Genomic DNA, 24,068 nt, shown 5'->3' on the forward strand with positions numbered 1-24,068 from the left:
TCCTTATCGTTGTGACAGTGAGACGAAGGGGCGCGGCGCCGGCCCCACGTAATCCGCGCTCGGACGGATGATGCGGTTATTCTCGCGTTGCTCCATGATGTGAGCGCACCAACCGGTGACCCGGGAGCAGACGAAGATCGGGGTGAAGAGCTTGGTCGGGATCCCCAGGTAGTGATAGGCGCTGGCGTGGAAGAAGTCGGCGTTGGGGAAGAGCTCTTTTTCCTCCCACATCACCTTCTCTGCCTCACAGGAGACCCGGTAGAGACGATCGTCCCCCGCCGCCTGACCCAACTTCTCGGACCACCCCTTGATGATGACGTTGCGCGGATCCGAGGTGCGGTAGACCGCGTGGCCAAAGCCCATGATCTTCTCCTTGGCCGCCAGCTTGGCGAGCAGCTCGCGGCGCGCCTGGGCCTCGTCCTGCCAGGTCTCGATAAGGGCCATGGCCGCCTCGTTGGCCCCTCCGTGCAGGGGACCGCGCAGGGTGCCGATGGCGGCGGTGACGCAGGAGAACATGTCCGACAGGGTCGAGGCACAGACTCGGGCGGCGAAGGTGGAGGCGTTAAACTCGTGCTCGGCGTAGAGAATGAGGGAGACGTGCATCACCCGACGTGCCAGCTCGCTTGGGACGCGCTGGTGCAGCAGGGCCAGAAAATGGCCACCGATGCACTCCTCGTCGGTGTCGAGGGCGATGCGTACCCCCTCGTGACTGAACTTGTACCAGTAGAGCAGGATCCCCGGGAAGGCGGCCAGCAGCCGGTCGGCGACCTCATGCTCGTGCTCGAAGCCATCCTCGGGCTCGAGATCCCCGAGCATGGAGCAGCCGGTGCGCAGCACATCCATGGGGTGGGCATCGGCCGGAATGAGTTCGAGCACCTCGAGCAGTGCCGGCGGCAGGGTACGCAGACCGCGCAGCCTGCCGCGGTAGGCAACGAGCTCCTGAGCGGAGGGCAGATGGCCCTTGAGCAACAGGTGGGCGACCTCCTCAAAGTCGGCACCCTCGGCCAGATCCTTGATGTCATAGCCCCGGTAGGTGAGCCCGGTGCCGCTCTTGCCGACCGTGCAGATGCTGGTCTCGCCAGCGCTCTGGCCGCGCAGGCCGGCGCCCCCCAATGCTTTCTGAACCATGGTTACTCTCCCTCATTGCGATCGAACAGACGATCCAGCGTCTGCTCGTAGTGGTGGTAGCCAAGGAAGTCGTACAGCGCCTCCCGGGTCTGCATGGTGTCGACCACGGCTCTTTGATGGCCGTCGCGACGAATGTGCTGATAGACGTTGAGCGCGGCCTGATTGGCGGCGCGGCTGGCGCTCAAGGGGTAGAGCACCATGGCCACCCCGTGGGCGGCGAGCTGCTCCTTGTCAAACAGTTCGGTCTTGCCGAACTCGGTCATGTTGGCAAGCACCGGCACCCCGGTGGCCTGGGCGAAGAGATCATATTGCCCGAGCTCGGTCACCGCCTCGGCGAAGATCATGTCGGCGCCGGCCGCCACATAGGCCGCGGCGCGCTCCAGGGCGCTGCCGATCCCCTCCACCGCCAGGGCGTCGGTGCGCGCCATAATGACGAACTCGTCATTCTCGCGGGCATCCACCGCCGCCTTGATGCGATCGCACATCTCGTCGAGGGAGACCACCGCCTTGTTGGGCCGGTGGCCGCAGCGCTTCTGCGCCACCTGATCTTCCATGTGCACGGCGGCCACCCCGGCGCGCTCGAAGGCGCGCACGGTGCGAGCGATGTTGAACGCCCCACCCCAGCCGGTGTCGATGTCGACCAGCAGCGGCAAGCGGGTCGCCGCCGTGATGCGCTCGGCATCGGTCAAGACGTCATTGAGGCTGGTCATGCCAAGATCCGGCAGGCCGAAGGAGGCGTTGGCCACCCCGGCACCGGAGAGATAGAGGGCTTGAAAGCCGCTGCGCTCGGCCATCAGGGCCATGTAGGCGTTGATGGCACCGACGATCTGCAGGGGCCGCTCCTGGGCAATGGCCTGGCGGAAACGCTTGCCGGCCGAGAGGGTAAGGCTGGACATCATGACTCCTTTCACGCTGTGACTGGAGTGATCTAACCTCACGTTGACGTTAACGTCAATTCAACTTTTGGTTAACAGTTGTACTCCGGGAGACAATGAACTCGCTTTAGTATAAATTTGCGGGACAGTTCAATCGGTTGACGTGCATCCCATGGCCCACTCCCCGCGCTTTATCGCCTGCCCATCCTGCGATCTGCTGATCGAGCGCACCGAGCTTCCGCTACGGCGGGATGCCCATTGTCCCCGCTGTCGCCAGCACCTCTACGGCCGGTACTCCTTTCGCCCTTCCCAACTGATGGCTCTTACCATCACGGGTTTTTTGCTGCTGCCCAGCGCCCTGCTCGAACCCCTCCTCTATATGCGCCTTGGGGGTGTCAACTCTCAGGCGAGCCTGCTCGAGGGGATCCATATTCTCTTTGTCGAGCATGAGCCCTGGGTGGCAGGCCTGGTGCTCTGGTGCGCCGTGCTGGCTCCTGTTGGTCTGTTACTCGGCATCTTTGTGCTCGCCTCCGGCATTGCCAGGCGCTGGCGCATACTGCCCATCACCCTCAAGGCGGTCGAGGTGTTCCGTCACTGGGCCATGCTCGAGGTCTATCTGGTGAGTTTTCTGGTGGCGCTCTTCAAGCTGGTCGATATCGCCGAGACTCACCTGGGAGGAGGATTGCTGAGCCTTGGCATTCTGATGCTGCTCAACCTCACCCTGCTGATCCTCTTCGACCCCGAGCCTTACTGGCAGAAGGTCTCCTATGAGTGAGTCGATGCAGAGCGCGCGCGATGCCGGGCTCTGTCGCTGCCATACTTGCGGTCTGCTGGTGGAGTATGTTCCACACCACGACTGCCCTCGCTGCGGTAGTGCCTTGCATCAGCGGATCCCCAACTCCCTGGCCTGGACCTGGGGACTGCTGGCACTCGCGACGTTTATGTTATTGCCTGCCAACCTCTTGCCCATCACCCTCTTCTATAACAAGGGGATCCTCCAGGCTGATACCATCTTCAGCGGGATCCAGTCGCTCATCCGCAGCCACATGAGCGGCATCGCCGGCATCGTCTTCGTCGCCAGCATAGTGGTGCCCATCATGAAGATCATCGGGCTGGCCTGGATCTGTCTGCAGTTGCAGCGCACCAAGCCGGTGCGTCGCAAGCGTCAGCTTCGGATGTATCGCATCATCGATTTCATCGGCCGCTGGTCGATGCTGGATCTGTTTGTCATCTCTCTCATGGTGGCGCTGGTCGATCGGGGGATCCTGCTCGATGTCAGTGCCGGCCCCGGTGCCACCGCGTTTGCCGGGGTCGTGGTGTTGACCATGCTGTCGGCCAAGATGCTCGACACCCGGTTACTGTGGGATAAGGCGGACCGTTGAGGCCGCGTCGTTCAAGGAGTCATTATGATTGGGGCCAAGCCCGTTGTTCATCGTCGTCGCTGGTTATCTCCGGTCTGGTTATTACCTGCACTGGCGAGCCTGTTGGCCGCCGGCTTTCTCTACCAGCAGTATCAGCATGCAGGCCAGCTCATCCAGATCGACTTTGAGCAGGGGAACGGCATTCTTCCTGGCAAGACCCAGCTGCGCTACCAGGGGGTCGCCGTCGGGGTGGTCAGCGAGCTCGATCTTGCCGATGACGGCCGCAACATTGCCGTCATCGTCAAGATTGACAAGCGTGCCCGGGCACTCATTCGCAAGGATGCCCAATTCTGGCTGGTCAGCCCCAAGGCATCCCTGACCGAGATCTCCGGTCTCGATACCCTGGTCTCGGGTAACTATATCAACCTGCTGCCCGGCAGCGAGAAGGCTCCCGAGGCCTCTCACTTCGTCGGACTTAGTCTCCCTCCCCCCGGCTGGCAAGCCGATGGTCGGGTCGTTCATCTGCTCACCGACACCCTGAGCGGTGCGGCAAACGGCGCCAAGCTCTTCTATCGTGGCCTCGAGGTGGGGAGCGTGTTCAACACCCAGCTGACCGATGAGGACAGCCGGGTCCAGCTCGATCTGGTGATCGATAACCGCTATGCCCATCTGCTGAAAAAGGAGAGCCGCTTCTGGAGCGTCGGCGGGATCCGGGCCGGATTCGGTGCCGGTGGCGTCAAACTCGAGGTGGGCAACCTGGCGACGGTGCTCGGCGGAGGCATCGCCTTCGATGCGCCGAGCGACTCACCCGCCGCCTCCCGTGAACAGCGTTTCGAGCTCTACCCCAATCTGGTTGAGGCAGAGCGCGGCGAGCGTATCACCCTGCAGGCCGGTGAACTTCCCGTTAAGGAGGGGATGCCCATTCTCTATGAGGGCCTCGAAATTGGTCGGGTGCTGGCACCGACCCTGAATGGGCAGGGGCGCATCCTGCATGCCCTCGTCGCCCCGGAGCAGAAGGGGCGTTTTACCGAACGCAGCACCCTGGTGCTCGAGGGGGCCGACATCTCGCTCTCGGGGGTAGCCCATGCCGAGCGTCTGTTAACGGGCCCCGTATTGCGCCTGATGAGCCTGCCGGGCAAGCCCAGCGATAGCATCTCTGTCGTGGGGCAGACTCCCCTCGATGGTCCGCTCCTGACCCTGAGTGCCGGCGATTTGTCGGGGATCACCGAGGGGGCCCCCCTCTGGTTTAAGGGGATGCCGGTGGGTCGTATCGAGCGTCTCCTTCTGGATCGAAGTGGTCAGGCCCAGGTCCGTGTCAAGCTGTCCGGCGAGTACCAAGCACTGCTTAAGGGCGCCCGTTTTTACAAGGCCAGCCCCCTTCAGTTGGAGGCTGATCTCTCCGGGATCCGGGTCGATACTACGGCGGCCAGCGGGTGGATCGGCGGCGGAATCAAGATGATGCAAGTGAACGGACCACGGATTGATACCCTCTATCCAAACCATGAGCTGGCAACCCTGGCAACACCGGGTCGTACTGCCCGCAGCTGGACGCTGAACACCGCTCATGCCGACGGCGTGGGTGTGGGAACTCCCCTCTACTACCTCGGCATCGAGGCAGGAAGGGTGCGAGCCCTGAAAGGTAATGCCCAGGGCGTTTCCATCACGGTCGAACTCGATCCCCCCTTCGCTCCCCTGCTGGGGGAGCACACCCGCTTCTGGCGATTGCCGGCGGTGGATGCCCGCCTCGGCGGTGATGGCGTCAAGGTGAAGATGGGTAATCTCTCCACCCTGCTGCGTGGCGGCATCGAGTTTGCCAATCTGCCCGGTACCCGTCGCAGCAATCACGATCTCTATGCCAGCCGGGATGAGGCCACCATGACCAGTCGCACGGTTCACCTCACCTCGGTCAGCAATCCCGGGCTGACGACCGGCACCCCGATTCGCTATCGCGGGGTCACCATAGGGGAGATCACCTCGATCGGACTCTCCCCTGGGCTCGGGCGGGTGGAGCTATTGGCGCGCATCGATGAACGATACGGCGATCGCTTCTTGCGTGACGGCGCCGATTATCAGCTGGTGCAGGCTAAATTGGGTCTGACCGGTGCCGCTCATCTCGATACTCTCATCAAGGGGGCCTATGTGGAGGCCTCCCCGGGTAGTGGTGCGCTGAGCGAGCATTTTTCCCTGCTCACCACCCCGGCGGCCGGTCTCAAGTTGTTGCTCACCAGTCCTGACTTACGTGGCGTCAGCGTGGGTGCGCCCATCCTGTTTCGCAAGGTCGCGGTGGGTCAGGTCGAGTCGGTGGCCCTGGCCCGGGACGGCAGCCGCGTCGAGACCCGGATCACCATCGCTCCCGAATATGCCCACCTGGTGCGCGCCAAGAGCCGCTTCTGGAATGTCTCCGGTTTGAAGGCGGATGTGGGGTTGACCGGTGGCACCATAGAAGTGGAAACCGTGCAGAGCCTGCTGGCCGGAGGCATCGCCTTTAACACGCCCGAGAGCGGCATGGGGGCAAAAGCGGCGGCCGGCGATCGCTTCACCCTCTATCCCGAGGCTGAGGCTCAGTGGTTGATGTGGCAACCCAAAATCCAACCTTAAGCAGCGAGAGGGAGCCCACGGCTCCCTCTCTTTTTACACCTACACTCAATCTTGGTAGGTGTTGACGGGGGTTATCCATGGGATGGTTGCGCGTCTGGCTCTTGGCCACCCTGCTCTGTCTGCCTCTCCAGGCAACCACCTTGCGACTGGTGACCCTTCAATATCCCCCGTATGTCTACGAAGAGAACGGGCAGATCCAGGGGGCGGCGTTCGAGCTGGTGAGAGAGGCGTTCCATCGCAGCGGTTATCCCATCGACGTGCGCGTGCTGCCATGGGGGCGAGCATTACAGCTTATCGAGAGCGGCGAAGCCGACGGGATCTTCACCCTCTTCAAAACGCCAGAGCGAGAGCGCTTCGCCGACTTCAGCGAGGAGGTGTTACTGGAGCAGTCCGTCTCGCTCTTCGTCAGACAAGACGCGACGATCGCGTTTGATGGGGATCTCGACGCCCTCGCCTCTTTTCGGTTTGGTCTGGTCCGCAATGTCAGTTACGGTGAGCGCTTCGATGGTTGGCTTCGCCAGCGCCCCGAGTTGGCGCGCGATCTCAGCCACACGGGTGAGGCAAACATGAACAAGTTATTGCGCGGACGCTTCGACATCTTGGTGAGCAACAGCGGCGGGGCTCACTTCATCCTGGCTCGTCTGGCGCAGCAAGATCGGGTTCGTGCCCTCAAGCCCGAGATCCAGAGGATCCCGAGCTATCTGGCATTCAGTAAGCTGCGCCATCTCGAGCCGGTACGCCGCGCCTTCGATGAGGCCTTGCGATCCATGCACGCCGATGGCAGCTACCAAAGGATTGTCTCGGCTTACGGCCTGTGAAGCCAACCGCTGTGAGCTTTCGGTTTGTTGCCCCCACCCCCTGTGCTAGAATTTTTCGCCCTGTGACGCATCAACAAGAGCCGGACTCGTGCACCAGAACAGCTATATTCCCGACGCTTTCATCGACCATATTGCCAAGATCATGCCCAGCGACCTCTCCATGGAGGCGTTTCTGGCCAGTTGTCGTACCCCGCTGCGCCGCAGCATCCGGGTCAACACCCTCAAGATCTCGGTCGCGGCCTTTGTCGAGCGCATGCAGGCCCGCGGTTGGCATCTCGAGCCCGTCCCCTGGTGCAACACGGGTTTCTGGTTGACTAGGCCCGAGTCTGAAACCGTGCCCCTGGGTAACACCGCCGAGCATCTGGCCGGTCTCTTCTACATTCAGGAGGCGAGCTCCATGATGCCAGTCACGGCACTGGAGGGCGCCCTTGAGGAAGCCGAGATGGTGCTCGATGCGGCGGCCGCCCCAGGCTCAAAGACGACCCAGATGGCGGCACTCATGGGCAATCGCGGCATGTTGATCGCCAACGAATTTTCGGCCAGTAGGATCAAGGGGCTCTTCTCCAATATTCAGCGCTGTGGTGTCACCAACGTGGCCCTTACCCACTTCGATGCGCGGGTGTTTGGTCAGTGGTTACCCGAGACATTTGATGCCATTCTGCTCGATGCGCCCTGCTCTGGCGAGGGAACACTGCGTAAAGATGAGGATGCCCTGCGCAACTGGAGCATAGAGAGCATCAATGACATCGCCACCACTCAGAAGGCCCTGCTCGAGAGCGCCTTCCATGCCTTGAAGCCCGGCGGCGTCATCGTCTACTCCACCTGCACCCTGAGCCATCAGGAGAATCAGGAGGTGTGCGAGCACATCAAGACGCGCTTCGGCGACGCCCTCTCCTTTGAATCCCTTGCTGATCTCTTCCCGGGGGCCGATCGTGCCTGCACCGCCGAGGGCTATCTGCACATCTGGCCCCAGATCTACGACAGCGAAGGCTTCTTCGTGGCACGTCTTCGCAAACACGCCAGCGTGCCCAACGATATCTTCAAGCCGGGCAAGCTCGGCAAGTTCCCCTTCTCCCCCCTCTCGCCCAAGGAAGGCGACACGCTGCGCAGCGAAATTGAGCAGGTATATGGGATAGCCCTGCGCGGTAAGCTCTATGGCCGCGATGGAGAGATCTGGCTCTTCCCCGAGCCGGTAGAGCGGGTCATCGGCAAGATTCGTTTCGATCGCATCGGCTTCAAACTGGCCGAGACCTTCAAGAAGGGATATCGCCTCACTCACGAGTGGGCATTGGCCTACGGGGATGATGCTAGCCGGGGCACACTGGAGCTCGATGTGGAGCTGGCCCGGGAATACATGATGGGACGCGATGTGCGCCCCGAAGGGGAAAGTGGCCAGGGTGACGTGGTCGTCCGTTATCAGGGTTATGCCCTGGGGCTGGGCAAATGGGTGGGCAACCGCCTGAAAAATGGCCTGCCACGCGATCTGGTGCGCGACGGCAACCTCTTCGAGCTGTGATTACAGCGCTAGTTTAAAAATGCAGCGAAAGTGGCAATCTCACCTCTTCTGGCTATGCTTGCGTTAATGATGTCCCGAACATCCAGTTAGCGCACGGCTCTGCAAGGAGCCAATTCCCCTATGCCAGGTACATGGACTTCGTGCCTGGCTTTTTTTCATCCATAGTTAGCCTTCTTGCTGGTCGGAAAGCTCTTGTTCATAAAGCAGATCGATAGCTTGCTCTATGAGTGACGCCTGAGAATCTTCCAGTCGCTCGACCAGCACCGCTAAGCGGTTGGCATGGCGACGGCTGATCCAACATTGCAGACGGGCATGAGTCTCTTGCTTGCGCCGGACATGTAGCCGCTGCCGGGTCGCGCTATCAAGCGCCTCTCGACGCGGTTCATTCTCACACTCGATACCGTCGATGATCATTTCGGTCATGGGTTATCTCTCACGCCACTCATCAGGGGCCTCTCCCCTACTACGTCGCAATTATCCCTTTTATTCAATGATTTGCAATTTACCATAATATAGGTGGTTGCGAATTGATGATGTAAGCGTTGGGCCAGCACTACAGCAGCCCCGTCATGGCGTGATCCCGGAAGCGATCGGCCTGATCGAAATACTCCTGCAGGGTTCTGATGTCTCTGTGACGGGTCACTTCGATGATCTTGTTAAGAGGCTTGCCGGCGGTCACGGCCGATGTGATGAAGCCCCGCCTGAGACTGTGGCCACTGACCTCGAGCCCATCCAACGCATTGGCGCTGCGCCGCTTGATCATAAGGTTGATCCCCTGTGGCCCCAGCGCATCCGGTGTCAACTCACCCCAACGCGTCAGCCGGCAAAAGAGTGGGCCCGATGTGATCCTGGCCTGGCGGAGCCAGCGCTCCAACGCAGTGACCGGACAGTGCCTTCCCCCTCTGACCAGGGCTATCTCGCTCTCTTTGAGTTGGTGCTTGCTGGGTTTAATCCTGAGCACCACACCATCACGGCTAAAATGGAAATCATCCAGGGTAAGACGAGCCGCCTCGGAGCGACGAAGCGCACCGGCAAACATGAGAAGCAGCAGGGTATAGTCGCGCAATCCAGCCAGGGTTCGCGTATCGATACACTCGAGCACGCGAGTGAGCGGCTCTTTGGTGAGCGCCCCGGTTTTTACCTTTTGTGTATCACCGAGGCGCACTATGCCACGCATCATCTCCTTGATATCGCTGTGCTCCGTCGGCAAGGGGTGGATCCCTTTTTGGCGAAAGGCATAACGGATCCCGGCCAACCGTCGAACCAGAGTGGCCGGTTTGCGCGGCGCTCCGCTGCGAAGCTCGCCCCGGCTGCGCTCCTTATCAAGCCAGACCCAATGCGCCAAGACACCGTCAGCCTGATCGGCCAAAAAGTTCATGATCTCCAGATGGCTGGCGGCCAATGGATTGAGTCCGTTTAGCTGACACCAGGTCACAAAAATGCGGGTATCGGCCTCATAAGCATTGAGGGTGGAATTGGCTTTTGCACTGCGTAAGAAACGGCGAGCACGTTCGTTGAGTCCGGGATCGAAGGCACTCTGTAACCCCCTCTCCTGCGTGCTGAGCGTAGTGGATAGCGACATGTAACATCATGTTTTTATTGAATCTAATGAGGATCCTACCGGATCAATAAAGAAGATCAACTATCGATAATGAATATTATCGATACTAAAGATGCTGGTAACACAACCCGTGAGACATACCGGGATATCCAACAACGAATAGCGAAACCATCAACCGTCCTCCAAGACAAACGTCCCCACGAGTGAGAGATAACGAGAGTGGGAATAACGGCGAGAGAGGGTCACAACTCCTGTTGATATAAAAAGAGAGGGGGCATCTGATGCCCCCTCTTTCAATTCTGCTTTGCGAGCGTGAAGAGCTCGAAGAAATTTCGCGTCGTGTGTTGTGCCAGAGAATCCAGAGAGACCTCTTTTAGATCGGCCACAAACTGAGCGACATCGCGCACGAAGGCCGGTTCATTCTCCTGACCTCTATGGGGAACCGGCGCCAGATAGGGGGCATCGGTTTCGACCAGAAGGCGCTCGAGGGGCAAGGCACGCACGACCTCTTGCAATGCCTTGGCATTTCGGAACGTGGCAATCCCGGAGATGGAGATGTAAAAGCCCATGGCCATCGCGGCTTCCGCCATCTCGAGGGACTCGGTAAAACAGTGCAGTACGCCACCGACCTGCTCGGCCCCCTCCTCTGCCATGATCCGCAGGGTATCGACCTGGGCATCTCGAGTGTGAATGATAAGGGGCTTGTTCAGCTCTCTTGCGATACGAATATGCTCGCGAAACGACTCCTGCTGCACCGTCTTGTTTTCCGGCGAGTAGTAGTAGTCGAGCCCGGTCTCACCGATGGCCACCACCTTGGGATCTGCGGCCTGAACACGCAACCGTGCAACATCCACCCCGGGCTCCTGATTGAGCGGATGAACGCCACAGGAGGCGAAAACATTCGGATAGGGAGAAATCGCCTCGAGCATGGTAGGGAATTGATCCTGGGTCACGCTGACACAGAGAAAATAACCGACCCCCCGTTCCTGCGCTTTGGCCAGCACGGAGGGGATATCGACCTGTTTGTCCCCATAGCTGAGACGATCGAGATGGCAGTGTGAGTCGACGAGTAACATGAAAATTTCGCTTTATAACCAGTGGCCTAGCCACTTATGAAGATGAACGGCGGGATTAACCAGCTGACCGGGTTGACAGGTTTCACGCACGCTCAGCAATTGAGTCTGAGCATGTAGCAGCAACTCGCTGGAGCGACTCTCGGCCAACTCGGACAGCGGAAGCGAGAGATCCGGCATGGAGAGCTGCTCGATGGGGCACCTGGCTTGCAACTTCAGGGCATCATTAATCAGCAGCTGCAGCCAAGGCAAGTGACGTTCGAGATCGTTGGCGATGCGAGTGGCCAGTCCCGGTAACTCGGCAGGGTGACGGGAAAGCCGGCAAAGTTGCTCCAGCAGACTACGCCGCTCGTCGTCACCGCCCTCCTCCAGATAGGCCTTGACCCGTAGCGGCGCCCCCTGACAGATCCGCACCTGGCTTGGCGTGGCGTGAACGCCCTGCTCCTCGAGCCAACGCAGGGTGAGCGACTCCGCCGGGATCGGGCACAGATGTTTGTTGCAGCGACTGAGTATGGTTGGAAGCAAGCGACTGGACTGGCTCGCCAAGAGCAGGATCAGGCTGTTACCGGCAGGCTCTTCCAGCGTTTTGAGCAAGGCATTGGCGGCGGCCTCGGTCATCCGCTCAGCCTGTTCGATGATCACCACCTTGCCACGCCCCAGCTGAGGGCTCTCACCCAGACGCTGACAGAGGGCGCGCACCGGGTCGACCCCGATACTCTTACCCTCGCGGCCAACCCGGCCCAGATCGGGATGATGCCCCTTGGCCAGCAACTGGCAGGCGTGACAATGGCCGCAAGGGTGGTCATCCACCAATTGCTGGCAGAGGTGGCGCTGAGCGAGGGCGTCGGCCAACTGCTCCTTTCCCAACCCTTCATCACCGAGTAACAGCCAGGCGTGGCCCAGCCGACCGCCGCGAGCGACCTCGAGCAGGGAGTGCCACTGGGGGATCAGCCAGGGATACATAGGCTGCGCTCTAGTTCCGTCTCAATAGCGGCCTTAACGAGTTCCGGGCTCAGGCTGGCGTCGATCACCCGGATCGACGCATCGGTGGCGGCCAGTGAGAGATAACGTTCCCGGGTTCGCTCGAAGAACGGGAGTTGCTCTTGTTCGATGCGGTCCAGCTCGCCACGGTGACGCGCCCGAGCAAGCCCCAGTGCAGGGTCGATATCCAGATAGAGGGTCAGGTCGGGCTTGAAGTCGCCGAGCACCGCCTGCTTGATACCATCGATAAGCTCGGCAGCAATGCCGCGCCCTCCCCCCTGATAGGCTTGCGAGGAGAGGTTGTGCCTGTCCCCCACTACCCAGGCACCGCGTGCCAGGGCCGGTTTGATCCGGTTGGCAACCAGCTGCACCCGGGCGGCATACATCAGCAGCAGCTCGGCCTCGATGGTCAACTGCTCGTCATGGGGCTCTTTCACGATGGCACGCATTCGTTCCGCAAGCGGAGTGCCACCCGGTTCTCTTGTGCATTCGATATCGGCAATGCCGTTGGCCTTGAGCCAATCGGTGACATAGGCCACGGCGGAGCTCTTGCCCGCCCCTTCCAGACCTTCGATTACGATAAATTTCGACATCAGGACTTCTTCAAAATGTATTTGCGCACGGCTTGGTTATGCTCGGCCAGGGTCTTGGAGAAGTAGTGCTCCCCGCCCCCCTTGGCCACGAAATAGAGGTAGTCACTCTTGAGCGGATTGAGCGCCGCCTCGATGGAGGCCTTGCCCGGCATGGCGATCGGCGTGGGTGGCAGACCGTTAATCACATAGGTGTTGAACGGGTTGTTGTCGGTGAGATCGGCCTTGCGGATATTGCCGTCGTAGCGATCCTTGACCCCGTAGATCACCGTGGGGTCGGTCTGCAACTTCATCCCCAAACGCAACCGGTTGACGAACACAGAAGCGATGAGCGGTCGCTCATTCGGCTGGCCGGTCTCTTTCTCGATGATCGACGCCATCACCAGCGCCTCATAGGCATTCTTGTAGGGAAGATCGGCCTGACGCTTCTCCCAGGCCTGCTCGAGGAATTGCTCCATCTCTTGATGGGCGCGTCGCAAAATCGCCAGATCCGAGCTGTGGCTGGTATAGGCATAGGTCTCGGGAAGGAACCACCCCTCCGGCTTGCCGCTCTCGATGCCGAGCTCGCGGGCCAGCTCTTCATCGCTCTGCTCACGGCTCACACGCTCCAGATAAGGGGCCGCATTGAGTTGCTTGCGCCACTCTTCGAAACGGGAACCCTCGACGAAGGTGAGGTTAAACATGAACTCCTTGCCTGAGGCAAACAGGGAGAGCACCTCGGTAAGCCGCGCCCCCTCTTTCACCTCATAGGTACCGGACTTTATCTGTACCAGGTCGGGGTGAAAGCGCAGCCAGAGGCGAACCGCCCAATCGGAGAGATGCTCCTCGGCCAGCGTCTCGATGATACGGCTGGCATGATCCCCCTTCTCCACCGTGAACAGGCGGGTGGGGCCTTCGATCACGGCACGCTCGATGGCACTGTATTCCCGATAGGCGTAACCGCCGCCAAGGACCAACAGCAGGGAGGTCGCGGCCACGATCCCCTTGAGTCGTTTAGACATCAATTAATAAACGCTCCTGTAAATAACGAACCACCGCGCCGATGGGATAGCTCTGCTGGGCGATGCGGGTTACGGGCACCACACCCATCAGGGCATTGGTCATCCACACCTCTTCCGCATGCCAAAGCGACTCCAATGGAGCCTCCACCGTGCGCAGCTCAATACTCATCTCTTTGAGCATCCCCATGACGGTTCGGCGCATCACGCCATCCACTCCCCCATGAGAGAGATCCGGCGTAAACACCGTCTTGTCACGACGCCAAAACAGATTGGCACTGACACCGGCGACCAGCACATTGCGCGTGCTGAGTACTACTCCTTCGACTGCATTCGACTCGTTAAGTTCTTGTCGCAGCAGCACCTGCTCGAGTCGATTCAGGCTCTTAATCCCCGCCAGCATAGGCTGATCCGCAACCCGTTGCCGGCACTCCACCACCTCGATCCCCTCGCTCTGCCACTGTAGATAGTGTTCGGGAAACGGTGAGAGGGTCACGATCCAGCGGGTATCGTGGCAGCCCGCGGGCGAGTAGCCACGTCCGCCGCTGCCACGGGTGATCATCACCTTGGCACAACCCAGCGCAACCCCGGCTATCTCATCGTGCAGACTCGCCGCCAGCTGCGACCAGTCTGGCGCGACAATGCCAAGGCGCTGGCATCCTTTCTGTAACCTGGCGAGGTGCGCCTCCCAGCGCTCGATGCGACCGTCGACCACCTTCATGGTCGTGAAGTGACCATCGCCATACGCTAGGCCGCGATCCGTTACCTCCACTCGATCCAGCTTCCTGCCATTGATGAGTGACATTGTGCCTCCGATAAAAAAGCCCGATACCAGGGGTATCGGGCTTGATGGTGATCGCCCTCGGACGATTATACGCGTTTGAAGATCAGCGAGCCATTGGTCCCGCCGAAGCCAAAGGAGTTCGAGAGTGCATACTCGAACGTCCCCTTCTTCGCCACGTGAGGGACCAGATCGAGGTCGCACTCCTCGTCCGGATTATCCAGGTTGATGGTCGGCGGCGCTATCTGATCGCGCAGCGCCAGCACTGTGATGATGGCCTCGATGGCGCCGGCGGCACCGAGCAGGTGACCGGTCATCGATTTGGTGGAGCTGACCATTACCTGCTTGGCGTGCTCGCCCATCACCTTCTTCACACCGCGCAGTTCGGCCACGTCGCCGAGCGGGGTGGAGGTGCCGTGGGCATTGATGTAGCCGATCTGGGCTGCATCGATGCCGGCATCCTTGATGGCGGCCTGCATGGCGCGGGCGGCACCACTGCCGTCATCGGGGGGCGCCGTCATGTGGTGTGCGTCACCGCTCATGCCAAAACCAACCAGCTCGGCATAGATCTTGGCGCCGCGCGCCTTGGCGTGTTCGTACTCTTCGAGCACCACCACACCGGCGCCGTCACCCAGTACGAAGCCATCGCGCTCCTTGTCCCACGGACGGCTCGCCTTGTGCGGCTCGTCATTGCGGGTGGAGAGCGCCTTGGCCGCCGCGAAGCCGCCCATCCCCATGGGGGTGGAGGCCTTCTCGGCGCCACCGGCGACCATCACGTCCGCATCACCATAGGCGATCATGCGGGCGGCCATGCCGATAGCATGGGTGCCTGTGGTGCAAGCGGTGGTCACGGCGATGTTCGGGCCCTGGATCCCCTTCATGATCGAGAGGTGACCCGCCACCATGTTGATGATGGTGGACGGCACGAAGAAGGGGCTGATCTTGCGCGGACCACCCTTGGTCAGGCTCTCGTGATTCGCCTCGATGAGGCCCAGACCGCCGATACCGGAGCCAATGGCAACGCCAATCCGCTCGGCATTGCTCTCGTCGATGGCGAGCGCCGCATCCTCGATGGCCTGCAGACCAGCCGCGATACCATACTGGATGAAGAGATCCATCTTGCGGGCATCCTTGCGACTGATGCCATAGGCTTCGGCGTCAAAATCCTTGACCAGACCGGCGAAACGGGTGGGGAAATCGGTGGTATCGAAGTGCTCGATATGAGTGATACCGCTCTGGCCCTGAAGCAAGGCTTGCCAGCTGGTTTCGGCACTGTTGCCTACCGGGGAAAGCATGCCCAGGCCGGTCACAACGACTCTGCGTTTAGACACTGAGGTAGTCTCCGAGGGGAATTTTGGGGAATCAGGATAGAAGAAGCGGCCCGCAGGCCGCTTCTCGCAACACAGGAGAAATTACTCCTGGTTGGCGTTGATGTAGTCGATAGCCGCTTGAACAGTGGTGATCTTCTCGGCTTCTTCGTCAGGAATCTCGGTATCGAATTCTTCTTCCAGGGCCATTACCAGCTCAACGGTGTCCAGGGAGTCAGCGCCCAGATCGTCGACGAAGGAAGCGCTGTTCTTGACGTCTTCTTCTTTAACGCCCAGCTGCTCGACGATGATTTTCTTTACGCGTTCTTCGATGTTGCTCATGACCTGAATTTTCCTTTAAAAATACGCAATTGCGTCTGGTTGCAGTAGTTTATTCAATTGACGTGAGTTTGCAAGCAACTTGCTTCTGGTCAAACCACGAAAATACGCGAACGTCGTCGTAAAATCATCATATTGACCAGAAATAGCGACGAAATGGTTACACCATGTACATCCCGCCGTTAACATTCAGGGTCTCGCCTGTGATGTAACCCGCGTCGCCGGATGCCAGGAAGACGACCGCCGCCGCGATCTCTTTCGGATCACCCAGGCGAGCGGCCGGAACCTGATTCATGATGCCGGCACGCTGATCGTCGTTCAGGGCCCGGGTCATGTCGGTTTCGATAAATCCGGGCGCAACGGCGTTCACAGTAATGCCACGAGAGGCCACTTCACGAGCCAGGGCCTTGGTGAAGCCCACCAGACCCGCCTTGGCGGCGGCATAGTTAGTCTGACCCGCGTTGCCCATGATGCCAACCACGGACCCGATGCTGATGATGCGACCATAGCGCTTTTTCATCATGGCTCGCAACACCGGCTTGCTCAGGCGATAGAGAGATGTGAGGTTGGTCTCGATGATGTCGTTCCACTCATCATCTTTCATTCGCATCAAGAGGTTATCGCGAGTAATGCCGGCGTTGTTGATGAGGATGTCCACATCACCGAAGCGCTCCTTGATGGTGGCCAGCACCTGTTCAACGGAAGCGGCGTCGGTCACGTTGAGCGCCAGGCCGCAGCCCTGCTCGCCCAGGTAGGCACTGATGGCCTCGGCGCCGCTCTCGCTGGTGGCGGTACCCACCACCTTGGCGCCACGCTCGGCAAAGGCTTCGGCGATGGCGCGGCCAATACCACGGCTGGCGCCGGTCACCAGAACGACTTTGTCAGTAAAGCTCATCTTGTTACTCCTGCTTAATTAACCTTGGCCAATGCCGCCTCGAAAGAGGTCGTATCATTGGCGTGGATCCCTTCGACGCGTGCGTCGCAGCGCTTGGCAAGACCGGTGAGCACCTTGCCCGGGCCCATCTCGATAGTCAGATCAATGCCGGCATCGGCCATGGCTACCACGCTCTCGCTCCAGCGTACCGGGCTGTAGAGCTGGCGAACCAGCGCCTGCTTGATGGCAACCGGATCGCTCTCGCGCGCCACGTCGACGTTATTGATAACCGGGATCGCCGGGCTCTTGACCTCGATCTGCTCGAGGGCGGCGGCCAGTTTCTCGGCAGCCGGTTTCATCAGGGCGCAGTGGGACGGCACCGAGACCGGCAGCGGCAGTGCACGCTTGGCACCGGAGGCCTTCATCAGGGCATTGGCGCGCTCGACGGCCTCCTTGTGACCGGCGATGACGACCTGACCCGGGGAGTTGAAGTTAACCGGGGAGACCACCTGGCCTTCGGCCGCCAGCTCGCAGTTGGCGGCGATGGCGTCATTGTCCAGACCGATGATGGCGGCCATGGCGCCGGTCCCTTCCGGTACCGCCTCTTGCATGGCCAGACCACGCAGCTCAACCAGCTTGACGGCGTCGGTGAAGGCCAGTGCACCGCTACACACCAGGGCGGAGTACTCGCCCAGGCTGTGACCGGCCATCACGGCCGGCTGCGCGCCACCTTGCGCCTGCCACAGGCGCCACAAGGCAACCGAGGCGGTCAGCAGGGCAGGCTGGGTGCGCCAGGTCTTGCCGAGTTCTTCGGCAGGACCCTGCTGAACGAGTTCAAACAGATCATAACCCAGGGCCTGGCTGGCCTCGGCGAAGGTCTCTTTGATGACGGGATACTGCTCGGCCAGCTCGGCCAACATACCCACGGACTGGGAACCCTGCCCCGGGAAGACAATAGCGAATTGAGTCATGTCAAACTCCTTGCGAAGAGGAAATCGGGATCAGAAGCGGACCAGGGCTGAGCCCCAGGCAAAGCCGCCACCAAACGCCTCGAGCAGCACCAGCTGGCCGCGCTGAATGCGACCGTCGCGCACCCCTTCATCAAGGGCGATGGGCACCGAGGCGGCAGAGGTGTTGCCGTGCTTGTCGAGGGTCAACACCACCTTGTCAAGACTCATGCCGAGCTTCTTGGCGGTGGCGCTGATGATGCGAAAGTTGGCTTGGTGCGGCACCAACCAGTCGAGTTCACTTGGCGCGATACCGGCGGCGTCCAGGGTCTCGGTGACGATCTCGCTCAGGCGGGTCACTGCCACCTTGAAGACATCGTTGCCCTTCATATACATGTAGGCTTCCATCTCGGTGCCACTCATGCCGCGACGCGGCTGGGGCAGCTTGAGTAGATCGCCATAGCGCCCATCGGCGTGCAGATGGGTCGAGAGGATGCCCGGCGTGTCAGAGCGGCCAATGATTACAGCCCCGGCCCCGTCACCGAAAATAATGATGGTGCTGCGATCGCTCGGATCGCACATGCGCGACAACACGTCGGCACCGACCACCAGGACGTTACGCGCCGCACCGGACTTGACGAACTGATCGGCGATGGAAAGCGCATAAGTGAAGCCAGCACAGGCGGCGGCCACATCAAACGCGGGTATGGTGGTGACACCCAGCATGGCCTGCAGCTCACAGGCGGCGGCGGGGAAGGCATTCTCTGCGCTGGTGGTGGCCAGCACTATCATGTCGAGATCGGCAGGGGTCAGGGCTGCGGCTTCGAGGGCACGCAGCGCCGCCTTATAGCCCAGGCTGGCGACGGTTTCGCCTTCGTCAGCGATACGGCGTTCGCGAATACCGGTACGCTCCACGATCCACTCGTCACTGGTTTCCACCATCTGTTCGAGGTCGGCGTTGGTGCGCACCGAAACGGGCAGATAGCTGCCGGTTCCCAGAATTTTGCTATGCATATGTGTGTTTATTGATCCCTGTCGGAGAGGACAGTTTCCAGGCGATCGGCTATCTGGGCAGGGAGTTGTGCTTTGACCTCTTCTGCAGCCAGCATGATCGCATGACATAAGGCGCGCTCATTGGCGCTGCCGTGACTTTTTACCACAATACCGCGCAATCCTAACAGACTGGCGCCGTTATACTGGTCGGGGTTCAGGGTTTTGAAGCGTCGTTTGAACAGAAATGAGGCGAGTTGGCCAAGAAAAGTGCGTTTCGCGCCCTCCACACCCACCATGCGGCCCATCATGCGCGCCACCCCTTCGGCCGTTTTGAGGGCCACATTGCCCACAAAACCGTCGCACACGATGACATCGGCCTTGCCGGTGAAGAGCTCGTTGCCCTCGACATAACCGATATAGTTGAGCGCCGGGCACTGGCCGAGGAGTTCGGCGCTGTGACGCACCAGATCGTTGCCCTTGATCTCCTCCTCCCCCACGTTGAGCAGCGCGACCCTGGGATGGGAGATCCCCTCTACCCGCTCGGCGACCACGGCCCCCATGACGGCAAATTGCAGCAGGCTATCGGCGTCACAGCTGACGTTGGCCCCCAGATCGAGCAGATAGGTGCGTCCGCCCTGGATATGGGGCAACCCCTTGACCAAGGCAGGCCTGTCTACGCCAGGGAGCGATTTGAGCACGCACTTTGCCATCGCCATCAGGGCGCCAGTGTTACCGGCACTGACGCAGGCATCGGCCTCTCCCTGTTTGACCAGGTCGAGCGCCAGACGCATGGAGGAGTCTTTCAGATGACGCAAGGCATGAATAGGCTTGTCCCCCATGCTAACCACCTGGCTGGCGTGGAGAAGACGTACGCGGGGATGATGAAGCAAGCCATGCCGGGAAAGCAGCGACTGACAACGAGTGAGATCACCAATCAGCACGAGGTGGAGCTGGGGCATAAGCGACAGTGCCTGCACGGAGGCAGGCACTGTAACCGGGGGGCCGTTGTCTCCCCCCATCATGTCTAACGCAACGGTGAGCGCAGACAAGGGCTCGCCTTAGGCGATAACCTTTTTGCCACGGTAGAAACCATCAGCAGTCACGTGGTGACGACGATGGATTTCACCACTGGTCTGATCAACAGTCAGGGCAGCAGCGGTCAGGGCATCGTGGGAACGACGCATGCCACGCTTGGAGCGGGTTTTACGGTTCTGTTGTACGGCCATTTAGGCTAACTCCTAATTCACTTACGTTTGAGTTCTTCAAGAACTGCAAAGGGATTCGGACGCTCATCAGCAGGTTCAATATGACCAAAGCTCATCTCCATCTTCCCTCTCGGGCACTCATCCATAGGATGCATGGGTACCAGTGGCAGGGCGAGGATGAGTTCATCCTCGAGGATTTGATGAAGGTCTATCTCGCCGTTTTCATCCAATTCAATGGGCTCATAAGCTTCCGGCAGCTCTTCCTCGTCAGTCCTTTCGAACATCGGAGTGTAGACAAATTCGGCTTCGCAGCGGTGGGTAAACGACTCTCCACAACGTTGGCAAACCAGATTGACCTCGGCATGGGCAGTGCCTTTCATAACGGTCAGCTTCTGGACATCTTTGCCAAAGTGCAGCGATACATCCACATCACCGAGCAAGCCTGCGGTTGATTCCTCCAGCCTGGGCATCTGCGACTTTTCCACTATCCCGACATAGTCGAGCAGCTTCAAGGCACTACGGACCGGATCAACCTTAACGGGCAACTTCACCTTTTGCATAGGGCGCGAATGATATAGTTCCAAGAGGTTATAGTCAAAGGAAAAACCATATATTGCGATGATTTTTAACGCACAACTCCCTAGAATGCCGGGACCTGCCCTCATCGGAATAACAGTATGCCAGAAAAAGTGATCCTCGCCTCCACTTCTCGTTATCGCGCAGCCTTGCTGGCCAAACTTGGGATGTCGTTCGACACCGAAGCGCCCGATGTCGATGAGCGACCACAGCCCTATGAGGGAGCGACTGAGCTGGTGTTGCGCCTGGCCATCGACAAGGCTCGAGCGGTGGCCGCCGATCGTGATCACGGCCTGGTGATCGGCTCTGATCAGGTGTGTGTCTGCGATGGCCGCATTCTCGGCAAGCCTGGCAACTTCGAAAATGCGCTGGCCCAGCTCAAAGCCGCCCAGGGGCAGTCGGTGATCTTCTACACCGGCCTATGCGTGATCAATGCCGCAAATCAGGAAGTGCACTCTCTGGTTGAGCCCTTCACCGTCCATTTTCGTTCTCTCGACGACGAGGCGCTCACCCGCTATCTGCTGGCCGAGACTCCCTATGACTGCGCTGGAAGCTTCAAGAGTGAGGGGATGGGGATCGCCCTGTTTCGAGCGCTAGAGGGGCGTGACCCCAATGCCCTGATCGGACTCCCCCTGATCGGACTGGTGGAGCTCTTTGAGCATCACGGTCTCTCTCTCCCCTGACCCCACCACGATGAAAGAGAGGCCCAATGGCCTCTCTTTGCGATAGACGGCTAGTCAACCAAATCCCAGGCACTCTGCCAGTGCGAACCTATTCCTGGCTCATAGTGTGTGGCACTGCTGGTCCACTGGATGCAATAGCCGCTATAGGGAAACGGCTTGCAGCGGTAGATGCGTCCATCCTTGGGCTGTAGCACCCGGGTGTCGGCAACATAATCCTTGAGACCCTCAGGGAAGCGGTAGTCGTACCTCTGCGCCGGCTCGCTCAGCATCAGGTCGACGGTCTGCTGCTGCGCTTCACCACCCGTTTTGGGAACCCCCTTCACGACCAACTGATGGTGACCGGCGCTCAATCCCTCCAGCACCAGGGTGAAGGCGCGCTGTTCATCGCGCAGCTCGGCGCTCAACTGGCCGCGGGCCACCCCTGCGTGATCGTACAAGGTGGCGCTCACTGCCATCTCCCCCTGTACCGCCACGGTGACGTCGAGGGCAAGCTTGCCGCCATCAAGCATCAGATCGCCCGCGACACCACTCACGGTGAGTGATTGGCCGGCTGGCGGCTGTCGCTGCTCAATCTGGATCTCGACCCGCTCAAGCCCACTACCCTGCTTGAGATAGAGAGGGTTTTGACCGAACACGGGATTGAAGGTGCCATCGCCCCCCTGCTGCCCGGCGCGGATGCTGGCCTGCTCGGCATTGATGCGGCCCGCCAGGGCGTGGGTCCAGTTGTTTTTCAGCCCCTGCTCGTCGCTCGCTATGGTGAGCTCGGTTTGCAGATCGCCACGCTCGCCGGCGGCATCAAACACCCGGGTCAGCACCCGATCCCCCGGGGTCAGATCGACTGATGGATAGAGAGTGCCGCCCTGGCGCCACCGCTGCGGTGGCTGATCGCCTCCCTGGAAGCGGGCGTCAACGAGGTTATAGAAACTGTTGCTGGTATCCCCGACCTCCCATACGCCCAGGATCAGCTGATAGCCGGTGCGAGTCGGCAGGGTGCAGTTGTGGGTCATCACCTTGGGCGGTTGCTTCATGCCACCGTCGATGACACAGAAGGGGGTAAGCTCAAAGGCATCACGCGTCAATGGTCGGTTGGGATCCCACTCCTGGCGCGTCAGGTAGTAGCGCCAATGACGAGTGACATGGTTGGCGGTGAAAGTCCAGGTAAACGCAAAGGGACCGGCGCTCACCTCCCGTTTGGTCCAGCGATCGCTGGTCTGAGTGTTGAGCTCACCAAACTGCTTGTGACCGGCCGAGGCTATCTGTCCGTCGGCCGGCCCCTTTTGAGGGAAACCAGAGGGGGCCTCCAGGCTCTGTGGCTCCCACTGGATGGCGCCACACTCGATATTTCCGCCGCTCTTGCACAGATAACTGCGCGATTCGGGGAGGCTAATATAACCGTGGGCCAGCACCTGGGTGCTCGCGCTTAATGCACACAGCAGTGCCAGGGATCTGAAATGGGTGGCTGTCATATACTCCTCGCATGAAATGAGTTGAAAGACAGTCACTTGGCCTCACCTTCCTTCGTAGGTGATGGCAGCCCCGCTATCCTGGGCTTACGCCGTTAGACCGGAGGCTCTGCGTCCTGACCATGAGAGTCAGTTTGCCAAGTGACCGGATCCGTCGTGCACGCCGACGAGCGACCTTGTTCGACCGTCGCAGCATCTCATGTGAGAACAGTTAATCAATGACAGATATGACAGCGGGATGCAAAACCGCTATTAAATACATAACCCATTGAATTTATATGACAAATATTGTCATAAAACGGGTGCGTATCGGCATGAAGAAGCGGAGGGAAAGAGCAGACAAGAGAGGATGTGCGGCTCTCAGGTCTCATCAGGGATGAGTCGTGAGAGCCGTATCAGGCTATTTATCCAGCTTGTCGAGGAAGGCGTCCAGTTGCTTCCCTAACGGGGCCTCAACCTTGATCTCGCGCCCGTCGGCAGGATGGGCAAAGGTCAAACGCAAGGCGTGCAAGAAGAGGCGATTGAGCCCCTTCTCGCGCATCTTCTCATCAAATTGAGCCTCACCATACTTGTCATCGCAGGCGATGGGATGCCCGGCATGCTGGGTATGGACGCGGATCTGGTGGGTACGACCGGTGATCGGGCTGCACTCCATCAGGGTCGCCTCGGCAAACTGACGCACGATGCGAAAACGGGTCTCGGAGGGCTTGCCCTCTGCGTTAACCCGAACGATGCGCTCGCCCGACTGCAGCTCGTTTTTCTTGAGCGGTGCGGTGACCACCTTGACGTGAGGCTGCCATCGGCCACGCACCAGGGCCAAATATTGCTTATGCATGGTTTTCACCCGCAGCTGCTCGTGCAAGCTTCGCAAGGCACTGCGCTTTTTGGCAACGAGCAACACGCCCGAGGTGTCGCGATCGAGGCGATGTACCAACTCCAAAAAACGCGCGTCCGGGCGCAGGGCACGCAGCCCTTCGATAACCCCAAAGCTGAGGCCACTGCCGCCGTGTACCGCCATGCCGGAAGGCTTGTTGAGCACTATGATGGCATCGTCTTCGAACAGGATCTGCGCCTCGAGTCGCTGGATGCTGCCCAGATTGGCCGACGGCAACTCATTTTTTTCGGCGACTCGCACGGGGGGAACACGTACCTCGTCTCCTACCTCGAGTTTGTACTCGGGTTTGACCCGTTTTTTGTTCACGCGCACTTCGCCCTTGCGCAGGATGCGATAGATCAGGCTCTTGGGAACGCCTTTAAGCTGAGTCTTGAGAAAATTATCGATGCGCTGCCCTTCATGCTCAGCCTCGATGGTGAGCAGCTGCACTTGTTGTGTGATCTGTGTCATAGGGCGCGAATTCTAGCACTCTCCCCCTCCCCTTGGCTGCTCTGTTTTTGCAAAAA

The 24,068-nt window shown here is 59.9% G+C and carries 25 protein-coding genes and 1 riboswitch; of the genes, 6 read left to right on the plus strand and 19 right to left on the minus strand.

Annotated features, from left to right (window positions below):
- Positions 1-3: 3 nt before the first annotated feature.
- Complete coding sequence (prpC, locus tag BN1121_RS15005; protein WP_005352708.1) at positions 4-1,128, minus strand: bifunctional 2-methylcitrate synthase/citrate synthase; 1,125 nt, start codon at positions 1,126-1,128, stop codon at positions 4-6.
- Between the two features lie 2 nt (positions 1,129-1,130).
- Positions 1,131-2,024 (minus strand): methylisocitrate lyase, encoded by an 894-nt coding sequence (gene prpB / locus BN1121_RS15010; RefSeq protein ID WP_005352705.1) that lies wholly within the window; start codon positions 2,022-2,024, stop codon positions 1,131-1,133.
- Positions 2,025-2,175: 151 nt separating this feature from the next.
- Here prpB and BN1121_RS15015 point away from each other — a divergent pair, with 151 nt between their 5' ends.
- From BN1121_RS15015 to rsmF, 5 genes are all read left to right on the plus strand, one after another.
- Positions 2,176-2,778, plus strand: coding sequence for a paraquat-inducible protein A (locus tag BN1121_RS15015; protein WP_005352702.1), 603 nt, complete (start codon positions 2,176-2,178; stop codon positions 2,776-2,778).
- Entirely contained in the window at positions 2,771-3,385 is a 615-nt protein-coding gene (locus BN1121_RS15020) for a paraquat-inducible protein A (RefSeq protein WP_231553044.1), read from the plus strand. Before BN1121_RS15015 ends, BN1121_RS15020 begins: the two co-directional genes overlap by 8 nt.
- A gap of 24 nt (positions 3,386-3,409) precedes the next feature.
- Entirely contained in the window at positions 3,410-5,962 is a 2,553-nt protein-coding gene (locus BN1121_RS15025) for an MlaD family protein (protein ID WP_005352696.1), read from the plus strand.
- Positions 5,963-6,039: 77 nt separating this feature from the next.
- Positions 6,040-6,780, plus strand: coding sequence for a substrate-binding periplasmic protein (locus BN1121_RS15030; protein ID WP_005352694.1), 741 nt, complete (start codon positions 6,040-6,042; stop codon positions 6,778-6,780).
- 88 nt (positions 6,781-6,868) lie between these two features.
- Positions 6,869-8,296 (plus strand): 16S rRNA (cytosine(1407)-C(5))-methyltransferase RsmF, encoded by a 1,428-nt coding sequence (gene rsmF / locus BN1121_RS15035; protein ID WP_005352693.1) that lies wholly within the window; start codon positions 6,869-6,871, stop codon positions 8,294-8,296.
- A 165-nt stretch (positions 8,297-8,461) separates the two neighbouring features.
- Here the strand turns inward: rsmF and BN1121_RS15040 are convergent, their stop codons facing one another.
- From BN1121_RS15040 to yceD, 15 genes are all read right to left on the minus strand, one after another.
- Positions 8,462-8,719 (minus strand): RepB family protein, encoded by a 258-nt coding sequence (locus BN1121_RS15040; protein ID WP_005352692.1) that lies wholly within the window; start codon positions 8,717-8,719, stop codon positions 8,462-8,464.
- A 130-nt stretch (positions 8,720-8,849) separates the two neighbouring features.
- Positions 8,850-9,878 carry a site-specific integrase gene (locus BN1121_RS15045; RefSeq protein ID WP_043157507.1) on the minus strand — a complete coding sequence of 343 codons (1,029 nt, stop codon included), beginning with the start codon at positions 9,876-9,878 and terminating at the stop codon, positions 8,850-8,852.
- Between the two features lie 272 nt (positions 9,879-10,150).
- A complete protein-coding gene (locus BN1121_RS15050) occupies positions 10,151-10,933 on the minus strand; it encodes a TatD family hydrolase (protein WP_005352690.1) in 783 nt (260 codons plus the stop codon).
- Between the two features lie 12 nt (positions 10,934-10,945).
- Positions 10,946-11,893: a DNA polymerase III subunit delta' gene (gene holB, locus BN1121_RS15055; RefSeq protein ID WP_005352658.1), complete on the minus strand. Its 948-nt coding sequence runs from the start codon at positions 11,891-11,893 to the stop codon at positions 10,946-10,948.
- A complete protein-coding gene (gene tmk, locus BN1121_RS15060) occupies positions 11,878-12,504 on the minus strand; it encodes a dTMP kinase (RefSeq protein ID WP_005352655.1) in 627 nt (208 codons plus the stop codon). The genes holB and tmk overlap by 16 nt, the downstream gene beginning before the upstream one ends.
- Positions 12,504-13,502, minus strand: coding sequence for an endolytic transglycosylase MltG (gene mltG / locus BN1121_RS15065; RefSeq protein WP_005352652.1), 999 nt, complete (start codon positions 13,500-13,502; stop codon positions 12,504-12,506). Before mltG ends, tmk begins: the two co-directional genes overlap by 1 nt.
- Positions 13,495-14,304 (minus strand): aminodeoxychorismate lyase, encoded by an 810-nt coding sequence (pabC, locus tag BN1121_RS15070; RefSeq protein WP_005352650.1) that lies wholly within the window; start codon positions 14,302-14,304, stop codon positions 13,495-13,497. Before pabC ends, mltG begins: the two co-directional genes overlap by 8 nt.
- A gap of 65 nt (positions 14,305-14,369) precedes the next feature.
- Entirely contained in the window at positions 14,370-15,611 is a 1,242-nt protein-coding gene (fabF, locus tag BN1121_RS15075) for a beta-ketoacyl-ACP synthase II (protein ID WP_005352648.1), read from the minus strand.
- Between the two features lie 81 nt (positions 15,612-15,692).
- Entirely contained in the window at positions 15,693-15,929 is a 237-nt protein-coding gene (acpP, locus tag BN1121_RS15080; protein ID WP_005352645.1) for an acyl carrier protein, read from the minus strand.
- Between the two features lie 157 nt (positions 15,930-16,086).
- Positions 16,087-16,821 (minus strand): 3-oxoacyl-ACP reductase FabG, encoded by a 735-nt coding sequence (fabG, locus tag BN1121_RS15085; RefSeq protein ID WP_005352641.1) that lies wholly within the window; start codon positions 16,819-16,821, stop codon positions 16,087-16,089.
- 14 nt (positions 16,822-16,835) lie between these two features.
- On the minus strand, positions 16,836-17,771 hold the full coding sequence (gene fabD / locus BN1121_RS15090) for an ACP S-malonyltransferase (protein ID WP_005352637.1): 936 nt from the start codon (positions 17,769-17,771) through the stop codon (positions 16,836-16,838).
- A gap of 30 nt (positions 17,772-17,801) precedes the next feature.
- Positions 17,802-18,761, minus strand: a complete 960-nt coding sequence (locus tag BN1121_RS15095) for a beta-ketoacyl-ACP synthase III (protein WP_005352634.1) — start codon at positions 18,759-18,761, stop codon at positions 17,802-17,804.
- 8 nt (positions 18,762-18,769) lie between these two features.
- Positions 18,770-19,789, minus strand: a complete 1,020-nt coding sequence (gene plsX / locus BN1121_RS15100; RefSeq protein ID WP_005352633.1) for a phosphate acyltransferase PlsX — start codon at positions 19,787-19,789, stop codon at positions 18,770-18,772.
- A gap of 9 nt (positions 19,790-19,798) precedes the next feature.
- Entirely contained in the window at positions 19,799-19,966 is a 168-nt protein-coding gene (gene rpmF, locus BN1121_RS15105) for a 50S ribosomal protein L32 (protein ID WP_005352632.1), read from the minus strand.
- A 17-nt stretch (positions 19,967-19,983) separates the two neighbouring features.
- Positions 19,984-20,505, minus strand: coding sequence for a 23S rRNA accumulation protein YceD (gene yceD, locus BN1121_RS15110; RefSeq protein WP_005352630.1), 522 nt, complete (start codon positions 20,503-20,505; stop codon positions 19,984-19,986).
- A gap of 117 nt (positions 20,506-20,622) precedes the next feature.
- On the opposite strand from yceD, the gene BN1121_RS15115 reads away from it, so the two are divergent.
- Positions 20,623-21,204 carry a Maf family protein gene (locus tag BN1121_RS15115; protein ID WP_005352629.1) on the plus strand — a complete coding sequence of 194 codons (582 nt, stop codon included), beginning with the start codon at positions 20,623-20,625 and terminating at the stop codon, positions 21,202-21,204.
- 50 nt (positions 21,205-21,254) lie between these two features.
- Here the strand turns inward: BN1121_RS15115 and gbpA are convergent, their stop codons facing one another.
- On the minus strand, positions 21,255-22,670 hold the full coding sequence (gene gbpA / locus BN1121_RS15120) for an N-acetylglucosamine-binding protein GbpA (protein ID WP_005352628.1): 1,416 nt from the start codon (positions 22,668-22,670) through the stop codon (positions 21,255-21,257).
- A 60-nt stretch (positions 22,671-22,730) separates the two neighbouring features.
- A riboswitch (cyclic di-GMP riboswitch) is annotated at positions 22,731-22,816 on the minus strand.
- Between the two features lie 251 nt (positions 22,817-23,067).
- Complete coding sequence (rluC, locus tag BN1121_RS15125) at positions 23,068-24,012, minus strand: 23S rRNA pseudouridine(955/2504/2580) synthase RluC (protein WP_005352627.1); 945 nt, start codon at positions 24,010-24,012, stop codon at positions 23,068-23,070.
- Positions 24,013-24,068 lie beyond the last annotated feature (56 nt).

This window comes from Aeromonas diversa CDC 2478-85 (genome assembly GCF_000819805.1).
Classification (GTDB): Bacteria; Pseudomonadota; Gammaproteobacteria; order Enterobacterales; family Aeromonadaceae; genus Aeromonas; species Aeromonas diversa.